Consider the following 11,038-nt stretch of genomic DNA (forward strand, 5'->3'; position numbering starts at 1 on the left):
GGTGCTCTGTTCACCGTGGTGAACAGGGCACCCGCTCGTCGGGCGTCCGCGCGCAGGGGATCAGATGGAGTCCACCTCGTCGAGGACCTTGCGCAGGGCGTCGATGACCTGGTCCTGCCGTTCGACGCCGAGCGAGGGGTACATCGGGAGCGAGAAGATCTCCTTGGCGTACTGCTCGGTGACCGGCAGCGAGACGGCGGCCGATTCGGTGCCGGCGAACCCGGCCATGGTGTGGACCGGCCAGGGGTAGCTCACGTTGAGCTCGATGTCGTGCTCGCGCAGCCGCTCGATGACGAGGTCGCGCCGGGGGTGGCGGACCACGTACACGTAGTACACGTGGTCGTTGCCGTCGGCCGTGGCCGGCAGGACGAGCGAGGTGTCGCCCAGCGCCTCGGCATAGCGGTCGGCCACCGCGCGCCGGGCGGCGACATAGCCGTCGAGCCGCCGCAGCTTGCGGCGCAGGATCTCCGCCTGCACCTCGTCGAGCCTGCTGTTGTGGCCGGGCAGCGCCTCGACGTAGTAGCGCTCCTCCATCCCGTAGTAGCGAAGCCGCCGCAGGTTCCTTGCGACGTCCGCCCGCGAGGTCAGCACCGCTCCCCCGTCGCCGTACGCGCCGAGGACCTTCGTCGGGTAGAACGAGTACGCGGCCGCGTCACCGAAGGTGCCCGCCATCCTGCCGCCCTGGCGTGCGCCGTGGGCCTGCGCGCAGTCCTCCACGACCGCAAGGCCGTGCGCCGCGGCGATCTCCTTGACCGGCGCCATCGGCACGCACTGCCCGTACAGGTGGACCGGCACGATGCACCGCGTCCGCTCAGTGATCGCCGACGCCAGCTGTGTGGTGTCCATCAGGTACGTCGCCGGGTCGATGTCCACGAACTTCGCGGTGGCCCCGGTGCTCGCGATCGCGACGACGGTGGGCGCGGCCGTGTTGGACACGGTGATCACCTCGTCGCCCGCGCCGATGCCCAGCGCCTCGAGGGCGAGCTTCACAGCGTTGGTTCCGTTGTCGACGCCGACGCAGTGCGCGGCGCCGTGATAGCCGGCGAACTCCGTCTCGAAGTTCTCCACGCTCGGGCCGAGCACCAGACGCCCGGACGAGAACACCGAGTCGACCGCTTCCAGGATGTCGTCGCGTTCGGCCGCGTACTCGTCTTGGTAAGCCCATACGGACATGGTCATTCGTCTTCCCCTCCGCACTCGCCCTGTGGGCCGGTGATGTGTGTTCGCCGGGACGCCATCGGTGGCCGGCGGTGCGGAGCACGGCGGCCGGGCCGCCGTGCTCCGGTGGGTCGCGCGATCAACGCACCGGGGCGAGAATCTCGCCGGTCGCGGCGTCGCGCAGGGTGATCGCCTCCATCGGGCAGGTCGCGGCGGCGTCCGCCACGCTCTGGTCCGGGGCGACGAGCGCCTCGACGGGACGGGCCCGCCCCCGGTCGAGGCTCATGTGCCCGGACGCCGTGCCCAGGCAGAGCCCGGTGCCGGCGCAGAGCCGCCGGTCCACCTCGATCCGCCAGGTCCGGTCAGCCATCTCCGCTTCCCCCCGCGCTGTTCGCGGCCGCGGGCGCGCCCGACGCCGACCGGTGCAGGTCGTCGACCGTGCGTTCAAGGCCCTCTTCCAGGGTCAGCCGCGGCAGCCAGCCGGTGACGCCGCGGAAGGCCGAGGAGTCGATCTCCATGCTGTGGAAATCGCCGAGCTCGGCGTACTCCGGCGGCGGCACCGTCAGGACGTCCACCGGCGCCTGGCCGGTGCGGGCCGACACGAGCTTGGCGACCCGGTCGAAGACCGCGCCGAGCGGCTCGCCGCGGCCGCTGCCGATCATCCAGTGGCGGCCGACCAGTTCGTGCCCGTGGTCGACGGCCGCCGCGAAGGCGCGGGCCACGTCCTCGACGTGCAGCAGGTCACGGCGTACGGATCCGTCGTGCCACATGGTGATCGACTCGCCCGCGAGCGCACGCCCGATCATCGCGGCCACCACCCCCTTGGACCCCTCACGGCCGGGCACACAGCCGATCACGGTGGGCAGCCGCAGGGTGAACCCGTGCACGTGCCCCGCCCTGGTCGCCGCCTCCAGAACCCGCTGGGCGGCCAGCTTCTGACGGTCGTACGAGCTCTGCGGCTCGTCGGGCTCGGAGCCGTCGACGCGGGTCGTGGCGGAGAGACCGACCTGGCTCGCCGTCCCCGCGTAGATCACCGTGACCGGACGGCCGTCGGGACCGGGGCGCAGGATCTCCGTGAGCCGGCGCATCGTGCCGACGTTGACCTTCTCGGCCGCGGAGCCCGCGCCGCGCCAGTTGGCGTCGGTCGACATGTGCGCGAGCAGGTGGATCACCACGTCGGATCCCTCGACCGCGTCGGCGAGCGCCGCCTGTTCGGTCAGATCTCCCGTACGCACTTCGATGTCGGCGACGGCGTCCTGCGGGACGGCCGCGCGGCTCCTGGACACCAGGCGCAGCCGCACCGGCCGGCGCGCGAACTCGCGGGTGACCGCCGCGCCGACGAAGCCCGACGCGCCGAGCACGGTCACCAGCGGCCGCTGCTGTCCGTCGTGTCCTGCGGTCATGCGTCCGCCCCTTTCTCGTACAGCGACCTCTCCACCCTCAGCGAGGTCTCGTAGTCGGGAAGCAGTCCCAGCTCCGCGGCCTCGGCCAACGTGGGTGCCACCCGGTCCCGTTCGGAGAGGATGAGGTTCTCGTCGTCCGAGACGGGCAGGCCGAGGGCCGGGTCGAGCACCGAGACCGCCTTCTCGTTCTCCGCCTTGTATCCCTCGGACAGCAGGTACGTGATGACCGTGTCCTCCAGGGCGACGAAGGCGTGCCCGACGCCGACGGGGAGATAGATCCCGCTGGGGTGCTCGGCGTTGAGCACGATGGACTCCCACTGCCCGAACGTCGGGGAGCCGACCCGCACGTCCACCACCATGTCGAGGGTGCTGCCCTGCGAGCAGTGGACGTACTTGGCCATGCCCGGCGGCGTCGTCGTGAAGTGGACGCCGCGGGCCACGCCACGGCGTGACTGGCTGTGGTTGGTCTGGCGGATCGGGAACAGCGTGTGTCCGGTCGCCTCCTTGAAGGCGGCCTCCTGGTACGGCGAGGCCAGATGGCCCCGGGCGTCGGCGAAGTTCTGCGGCACGAAGTGGAAGGCGCCGGCGATCTTCAGCTCACGAACGTCCATCACGGGAGCCCCCTTCGAGGGTGCCGGACTCGAGAGTGCCGGACTCGAGAGTGCCGGATTCGAGAGTGCCGACGAAGACGCCTGGACCCGAGTTGCCCAGGTCGAGGAACTCGGCCTTGAGGCCCGCGTCGGCGAACGCCGTCTCGTACTCGGTACGCGGGAACAGGGCCATGGTGTGCTCGTCGGCGAAGTGCCAGATGCCCTCGCCCGGCCGGGCGAAGACGTAGTGGACCTCCATGTGGCTGCTGTCGCCGCGCCGCACGGAGTGGGAGACGCGCGAGATCGTCGTCCCCTCGTGCACGAAGCTGTCGCTCCCGATGTGCCCCGCGGTGAAGGTCTCCGGGAACCACCACGGCTCGATCACCAGGACACCGCCGGGCCGCAGATGCCGCGCCATGCTGCGCACTGCGGACCGCAGTTCGTCCGTGCCGCTGATGTTGCCGATGGCGCTGAACAGGCAGGTCACCGCCGAGAACCGGCGGCCCAGGTCGAAGGTCCGCATGTCCGCCTGGTGCACCGGCACGTCCGGAAGCCGGCCGCGCGCGGATGCGAGCTGGGCCTCGGCGAGGTCGGCCCCCTCCACGTGGTCGAACGCCGCGGCGAAGTACTGCAGGTGGTTGCCGGGCCCGCAGCCCACGTCGAGCAGGTCCCGCGCCTCGGGGTTGCGGGCCCTGACGAGCTCGGCGACGGCGTCGGCCTCGCCCTTGTAGTCCTTGCCGCGGCCCAGGTAGATCGCCTCGTACAGCGGCGATATGTCGTAGATGGTGCGTGCGGACTCCACCGCACGCTGCCACTCGGTCCCGTTCGTGTACATCGTCATCCGGTGCGCCCTACTTCCCCGCCTCGACGAGCGCGGCCAGGCGGTCGACGACCTCGTGCGGCTTCGGCATGTTCCTGATCTCCTCGCGCACCTCGTTCGTGGCGGCGGGCAGCTTGGTGTCCGCGAGCAGCGACTCCACGAGCTCCTTGCCGATCTCCTCCGGCGGCACGACGCGGGCGAGGCCGCGCTGGACCATCGTGTCCGCGATGAGCGGCCGGGCCAGGCCCTTGAAGTCGGGGATCACCTGCGGGACGCCGTTGGCGATCGCGCCGAGCGCGGAGCCGGGGCCACCGTGGTGGATGACCGCCGAGCAGTGGGCCATCAGCGAGCTGTACGGCGCCCAGCCGAAGGAGCGGACGTTGTCGGGCAGCGGCCCGAACGGCTCCAGGTCCACCGTGGGCACGACCATCACGAACTCGGCGTCCGTCTTCGGTGCCATCTCAAGGACCTGACGGAAGATCAGCGCGGCCTCCTCGGGGGCGGGTCCGCTGCCGAGCGTGATGGCGATGCGCGGCTTGGCGGGCGCGTTGGTGAGGAAGTCGAAGATGGGCTCGGGCAGGGCGCCGCTGCCGTTGTACGGGACGAATCCCATCATCCAGGAGTCGGGCTCGGGCGCCTGGATGCTCGGCGGTGTGATGTCGATGGTGGCCTGCACCTCGGGCAGCTCCACACCGTGCTTCTCGAAGAGGTCCGGGTAGGCCTTGCGCATGATGCTTCCGGAGGGCCGTACGAAGCCGAACTCGTGCTGCACCGCGGGGATGCCGAGCTTGGCCGCGGCGACCAGACCGGGGGCGAGGAGCGGGGAGTGCACGATGACGTCCGGTCGCCACTGTTCGGCGGTGCGGATCATCCCTTCGACCATCTGCGGCTGCAGCCGCAGCGCGGCGGCGACCGCCGAGCCGATGATGTCCAGATAGTTGGCGTCCAGGGCCTCCTGGGCGAGTTTCGCGCCCAGTTCGGGGTGGTTGGCGGCGAGCTTGCCCTGCATCATCCCCAGGGAGAGCCCCGGAGAGACGTCCACGGTGCGCACACCGGCCTTGCCCATCTCAAGACCGGGGCCGCACGAGACGACGAGCACTTCGTGGCCCGCCATCTGCAGGGCCCAGGCCAGCGGGACCATGGGGTAGGTGTGCCCGGTACCAGGGGTAATCGTCATCATTACACGCACGATGTGTCACTCTCCGTTCGTGGCGGTGGGGCGGTGAAGGGCCGGCTGCTTGCGAAGCGCCGGTATGGGGTGTTCGGGGCGCATGCCGATCGCCATGGTCCGCGCGGGTCCCGCCTGGAGGGCGGGCAGGCGCTTGAGGATGCGCAGCAGGAGGGGGGTGGTGGACTTTCCCTCGCCGCGGACCCACGGTTCGAGGAAGCGGCCCTGCAGAAAGCGCTGCATGCGCTGGGTGCCCACGGTCGGCATGGTGCGGCGCTTCTGCACGCTCGCCAGGTGCTCGTCGTTAAGCTTGCCGTCGCGCAGCGGCTCGGCGATCCGGTTGGCGGCGGCGACGGCGTCCTGCAGGGCGAGGTTGATCCCGACGCCCATGATCGGCGACATCGTGTGGGCGGCGTCTCCGATGCAGAGCAGTCCGGGCCGCCACCAGCGGTCGAGCCGGTCGATCTGTACGTCGAGCACCTTGATGTCGTCCCAGGACTCCACTTCGTGGACCCGGTCGGCCAGGAACGGGGTGAGTTCGGCCAGGTTCTTGCGGAACCATTCGAGCCCGCGGCTTCGCACCTCGTCGTATCCGTCCTTGCGGACCGTGTACGCGACCGTCCAGTGGGTCTGCCGTTCGATGCGCACCACCAGCTGACCGTCGGAGAGCCGGCCCACCATGCCGCCCGGGTCGCCGGGCTTCTTGGACAGCTGGAACCACAGGATGTCCATGCCCGAGCCGAAGACGCGTGACGTCAGTTTCGCGGTCTCGCGCAGCGCGGACCGTCTGCCGTCGGCGGCCACGGTGAGGTCGGCGAGCAGCTCGTGCTCACCGTCGGCGTCGCGGTAGCGAAGCCCGGTGACCCGGTCGCCGTCGTCGATCACGCTCGTCACTTCGCTGTTGCGCAGGATCCGGAAGTTCGGGTACTGCTCCGCCTCCTCCACAAGGAAATTGAGGAAGTCCCACTGCGGCAGGAAGGTGATGTACTTGAACTTTCCCGGAAGTCTGCGGAAGTCCATGAGCGTGAAGGTGCCGTCGTCGGTCTCGACTTGAATGTGATGGATCCGCTGGTGCGCCAACTTCACGAACGCGTCGTGGAGTCCGAGCTCCTCCATGAGCCGCCACGTCGACGCGTGCACGGTGTCCCCGCGGAAGTCCCGCAGGAAGTCCGCGTGCTTCTCCAGGACCACGGTCTCCACGCCGGCCCGGGCAAGGAGCATCCCCAGCATCATCCCGGCAGGCCCGGCACCCGCTATCGCGCAGGTCGTCCGACGTGCCTCCATACCGCCTCCGATCGATTCGTTCGTCACCGGTCAACTCCCGTTGTGCCGTCGGCTTTCAGTGCTTCGGCTCCTGCTTCTGGAACAGCGCCTGCCAGTACCAGGTGTAGGGAACGGCCCAGGTGTCGGCGGCACACGTCCAGCCGTCATGGGGGCGGTAGGCGGCCGTGAACTCGGGGGCCTTCGCCGCCACGGCACGGTTGTCGTTGACGTCGATGACGTCCGTCAGGAGGCCGGGGCTCATCGCCCTGGCGATCGCCTGCTCGCCGCGCGCGTGGCCGTCCAGGCTCTTGTCCATGTACTTGCCGACCGGGTTGTTGACGTAGAAGTTCCGGCAGTGCCGGTCGATGAGACCCAGGTAGTACCGGACGGTGTCGACGTCCATCTCGGCGAGCGAGTCGATATTGATGGCCAGATCGAAGGTGGCGTCGCCGAGGGCGCCTTCGATTTCACCTACCGGAATAAACGTGATCTTCGCGAACTCCGCGTCGTCGAGGACGGTCCGCAGATAGCGCTGCGATACCTCCATCGTCGTCTCGAGGTCAATGATCGTGTATGACGAAATTTTGTGGTTCGAGAGGAACGAATGACACGTACGGCCGTACCCCGCCCCGATCTCGAGAACGTCCGCGCCCGCCAAGTCCACGTTCTTCTCGATGAATTCGAGATCGAGCACCGCGCGTAGATAGTCGAGGCAGACCATCTCGCCGTCGTACGTGACCGAGAACGGGTTTCCCACCTCGCGGTTCTCGATTCGGCGCAGCCGGTCCCAGTTCTCCGGACTCAGCTGGGACGCGAGGTTGTAGATGAGGGTCTTGAGGTACCGGACGCCGTTGGTCTGCACGTCGAAGGAGGTCAGCCGGTAGTTGACCTGGCTGGTCTTGAAGTCGGTCAGGTCGTCGACCAGTCGGCCGTTGACCTGGTTCTCGCCGATGTACTTCCAGAGCTCGTTGACGCGTGGCTGCGTAGTCATGACATTCCTCTTCGGGGGGTGTGGGCTTCCTGGACGGTTCACCACTCGACGCGCAGGGCCTCCGGCGCACGCGCGATCAGGCCGGGCTTCCACGGGACGTCCTCGGCGGGTACGGCAAGACGCAGCGTGGGCAGCCGGTCGGTGAGCCCTTCGAGCACCACCCGCAGTTCGGAGCGGGCGAGGGCCGAGCCGAGGCAGTAGTGCATGCCGTGGCCGAAGCCCAGGTGCGGATTGCGGCCCCGGTCGAACCTGATGGTCTCCGGGTCGTCGAAGACACGCTCGTCACGGTCGCCGGCCGCGCGCTGGAAGATGACGGTGTCGCCCGCCTTGATGAGTACGCCGCCGATCTCGACGTCCTCGGTCGCCCGCCGGGGGAAGCTGCCCACCGAGCGGAGCGGGATGATGCGCAGCATCTCCTCGATCGCCGCGTCGATGCGCTCCGGGTGGGCGCACAACTCCTCGTACAGCTCCCGCTGTTGGAGCAGGAGGAAGCAGACGTTGGAGATCATGCTCAGCGAGGTCTCGTGCCCCGCCATGAGGATGCCGATGCCGGTCCGCACCGCCTCCATGTCCGAGAGCCGCTCCCCGTCCACGGCCTCGATGAGCACCGAGACGAGGTCCTCCTGGGGCTCCCGCCGGCGCAGTTCGATCAGGGACTTGAGGTAGTCCTCGAGTCCGTCGCGCGCCTCGTCGATCTCCTCCTGGGTGTGGGCGGAGGTCGCGACGAAGACGTCGGAGTACTTGCGGAACGCGAAGCGCTCCTCGTACGGGATGCCGAAGAGCTCGGCGATCATGCGGACGGGCAGCGGGATCGCCAGGCGCTCCACGAGGTCGGCGGACGGTCCCGCGGCCACCATGTCGTCGATCTCGGCCGCCACGACCTCGCGCATCCGGTCGGTGAGACGGGCCACCCGGCTGGGCACGAAGGCGTGCGCCACGATCTTCCGGATCCGGCTGTGGTCGGGCGGGTCCATGGTCAGCAGGTTTCCGGGCCTGAGCGGCAGCGGGGTCACCCTGCTGGTGTCCGGTGCCGTCGCGGCGTACGAGCTGAACCGGGGGTCGGCGAGGAACTGCTTGATCTCCTCGTAGCCGGTCAGCAGCCAGGCCTCACCGCCGTAGGGCATATGAACCCGGGTCACCGGTTCCGTGCGGGCCAGCTCCAGATAGCGAGGGTGCAGATCTAGGCGCGATACCGGGCCGAAGGGGTAGGCAGGCGCGTGGGGGCATGTCTCGGTCACTGCGGGTCACCTCCTGTGCATTGCCCGGCACAGAGCCGGGCGTCGATGGAATGTGAATGCCTGCACGCCGGCATTCGGAATATCTGCCATTTACATGGACAGGGATCAGAACAGGAATCAAAGCAGAGAAATAAGAACGCCAGGCCGAAACGTAGCGGACGTCGGGCGGGTTCGCTCAGCACGAGCGCCCCGATTGCCGAGCACAGCGATCTTCTCACGCAGGGGCTGAGACAAGGCGATGTTCGATGGCTCAAAGAGCACGCCATTCACATGCCGCAGACACTCGAATACCGCCCGGGGCGGAGCGGAATATGAAGCTCCGGAAAAGAACCGAAAATAAGGGAATAAAGAAAGCGGGGAGGGCCCGTAGGCCCTCCCCGCGTTCAGGAATTCGAACCGCTGAGAATAATTTTGTCAAGCGGGCGTTCGACGCCCGACCGAGGATTCCCGTTCCACTCGTTCGGCGAACCGCGCCCACTTCTCCGCGCATTCACGCGCCAATTGTGCGACCCGGTCGGTGGTGTGCGGCGGAAGATTCGCGGCGACGTCGGCGAGAACCTGGGAGTCGACGTCATGGATGGCGAGATGCCGCAGCAGGAGGCGGCCGGATTCGGACAGCCGGAGCGCGGGATCTCTCCGCAGTTTCTGCAAGGGTTGCGCAACGCCCGCGATGGGCGTCGGGGATTCGGTCTTGGCAAGCAGATTCGTGCTTTTCGCCACGGGCTCGGGGGCTTTCTCGGAACGCCGCGGGACCGGATCCTCGCCGAGGAGGACGCGTTTCTTGACGTCATGAGCGGTGCCGAGTGATATCCCCGCCTCACGGGCTATCTCCCGCAGCGGCGCACCCGGCCGCTCGGCGAGCAGCTCGCTGGCCCGCTGCCGGCCCGGCGCGACCCCGACCCTGCGGACCTTGCCGTCCAGGCCGATCCGGGCGTTCAAGTGCGCAACTTCGCCACTCGAACGGCGCAGGCGGGCGATGGTGCGGGGCGACAGACCCGTGAGGGACGCGACGTACCGGTCCGACAGCTTCTGGTTCTCCATGAGAATTCGGGTCCCCGCCGCGACCTTCTCCCGGTAGGAGAGGGGTTTCCCATGGGCGGAATTCAATCTGACCGAAACTTCGAACAGTTTGTGCTCGGGTGCTTCGACAAGATGGGCGTGAATCATTTCTTCGCCGCGCAGCCGGGCGGCGGCAAGGCGGTGCATCCCGTCTATGACCCGCCCGCTGGACTCATGCACAACGATCGGCGGCAGCTCTTCGCCTAACTCGCTGAGGGCCGCGACGTATTCCTGATCAACGCCTTTGGTACGGGGTGAATCTGCGGGCAGCAGCCACCCGATGGGAACTTTCCTACAGGCCACCTTCACTATGTCTGACGAGTCGGCAAAAGGCCCGCCGTGCGGCATCCATCCGGCCAATCGAGGCCAAGCACAGCCGACATCCTGGTCGCACATCGTACCCCCCGTGTCTCCGCCGATATTCAGTGCGCCAACGACTGGGACGCTAGCAAATCCCGCTCCCGCGCAGCAAGAGGATTATTGACGAGTACTTTACTCGGAGTGACGGACGACGCGGTCCCGATTCAGTTGAACGTTGCAGGTGAATGGCCGCATTCCGGCCCGGGGTCCGGGCCGGTCTCGGGATCACGTCGGCATGGCATCGGCGTCACATCGGGATGGCCGAGGAGTCGGACGAACAGCGGTTACTTGCGTGCGTAGATGCGCATCGTGATCGGACCGAAGACGAGGACGAACACTGCGGCCCAGCCGAGCACCCAGCCAATTTCGGCCGTTGGCCAATTACCGGCCATCACGCCGCGTACCGCGCTGCACAGGTGGGAGATCGGGCTGTTGTTCACGAACGCCTGCAGCCAGCCCGGCATGGTGCGCGGCTCGACGAACACGTTGCTCAGAAAGGTCAGCGGGAAGATCACCATCATCGAGACGCCCATCACCGTCTTCTCCGTGCGCAGCAGAAGCCCGAACATCGTCCACACCCAGGAGAAGGCGAAGCTGAAGACGATGAGCAGCAGCACGCCCGCGAGGACGCCGACGATCCCGCCGTCGGGCCGGTAGCCCAGGATCAGGCCGACCACGAGGATGACGGCCGAGGCGCAGAAGTAGCGGAGCATGTCGCCGAGCAGATAGCCGACCATCGGGGACGGCCGCCAGATCGGCAGGGTCCGGAAGCGGTCGAAGACACCCTTGCCGATGTCGGTGTTGACCGAGACGCCCGTGTACATCGTGATCATGACGACGGACATCACCAGGATCCCGGGCAGCAGGAACTGGATGTACTCATCGGTGGAACCCGCGAGCGCCCCTCCGAAGAGGTACGTGTACATAAGGACCATCATGATCGGGAACGCCGTCACGTCGAAGAGCTGCTCCGGCACATGCTTGATCC

At 67.9% G+C, this 11,038-nt stretch carries 11 protein-coding genes; all 11 read right to left on the reverse strand.

The window, feature by feature from the left end; genetic code table 11:
* Window positions 1-60 precede the first annotated feature (60 nt).
* Complete coding sequence (locus ACFWY6_RS39255) at window positions 61-1,179, reverse strand: DegT/DnrJ/EryC1/StrS family aminotransferase (protein ID WP_384700819.1); 1,119 nt, start codon at window positions 1,177-1,179, stop codon at window positions 61-63.
* A gap of 118 nt (window positions 1,180-1,297) precedes the next feature.
* The gene (locus ACFWY6_RS39260) at window positions 1,298-1,528 is read right to left on the reverse strand and encodes a ferredoxin (protein ID WP_384700822.1); all 231 of its coding nucleotides are present in this window, start codon (window positions 1,526-1,528) and stop codon (window positions 1,298-1,300) included.
* A complete protein-coding gene (locus ACFWY6_RS39265) occupies window positions 1,521-2,561 on the reverse strand; it encodes an NAD-dependent epimerase/dehydratase family protein (RefSeq protein WP_384700825.1) in 1,041 nt (346 codons plus the stop codon). Before ACFWY6_RS39265 ends, ACFWY6_RS39260 begins: the two co-directional genes overlap by 8 nt.
* Window positions 2,558-3,172, reverse strand: coding sequence for a dTDP-4-dehydrorhamnose 3,5-epimerase family protein (locus tag ACFWY6_RS39270; RefSeq protein ID WP_384700849.1), 615 nt, complete (start codon window positions 3,170-3,172; stop codon window positions 2,558-2,560). Before ACFWY6_RS39270 ends, ACFWY6_RS39265 begins: the two co-directional genes overlap by 4 nt.
* Window positions 3,159-3,992: a class I SAM-dependent methyltransferase gene (locus ACFWY6_RS39275; protein WP_384700828.1), complete on the reverse strand. Its 834-nt coding sequence runs from the start codon at window positions 3,990-3,992 to the stop codon at window positions 3,159-3,161. The genes ACFWY6_RS39270 and ACFWY6_RS39275 overlap by 14 nt, the downstream gene beginning before the upstream one ends.
* A 10-nt stretch (window positions 3,993-4,002) precedes the next feature.
* The gene (locus ACFWY6_RS39280) at window positions 4,003-5,151 is read right to left on the reverse strand and encodes a nucleotide disphospho-sugar-binding domain-containing protein (protein ID WP_384700831.1); all 1,149 of its coding nucleotides are present in this window, start codon (window positions 5,149-5,151) and stop codon (window positions 4,003-4,005) included.
* 15 nt (window positions 5,152-5,166) lie between these two features.
* Window positions 5,167-6,450 (reverse strand): FAD-dependent oxidoreductase, encoded by a 1,284-nt coding sequence (locus ACFWY6_RS39285; RefSeq protein ID WP_384700834.1) that lies wholly within the window; start codon window positions 6,448-6,450, stop codon window positions 5,167-5,169.
* 28 nt (window positions 6,451-6,478) lie between these two features.
* Window positions 6,479-7,393 (reverse strand): putative sugar O-methyltransferase, encoded by a 915-nt coding sequence (locus tag ACFWY6_RS39290; protein WP_384700837.1) that lies wholly within the window; start codon window positions 7,391-7,393, stop codon window positions 6,479-6,481.
* A 38-nt stretch (window positions 7,394-7,431) separates the two neighbouring features.
* On the reverse strand, window positions 7,432-8,631 hold the full coding sequence (locus tag ACFWY6_RS39295; protein ID WP_384700840.1) for a cytochrome P450: 1,200 nt from the start codon (window positions 8,629-8,631) through the stop codon (window positions 7,432-7,434).
* A 414-nt stretch (window positions 8,632-9,045) separates the two neighbouring features.
* Entirely contained in the window at window positions 9,046-10,086 is a 1,041-nt protein-coding gene (locus tag ACFWY6_RS39300; RefSeq protein WP_384700843.1) for a streptomycin biosynthesis protein, read from the reverse strand.
* Between the two features lie 248 nt (window positions 10,087-10,334).
* Window positions 10,335-11,038: ABC transporter permease (locus ACFWY6_RS39305; protein WP_384700846.1), on the reverse strand; the 704-nt coding region annotated here is incomplete at its 5' end.

This window comes from Streptomyces sp. NPDC059037, assembly GCF_042740015.1.
Taxonomy (GTDB): domain Bacteria; phylum Actinomycetota; class Actinomycetes; order Streptomycetales; family Streptomycetaceae; genus Streptomyces.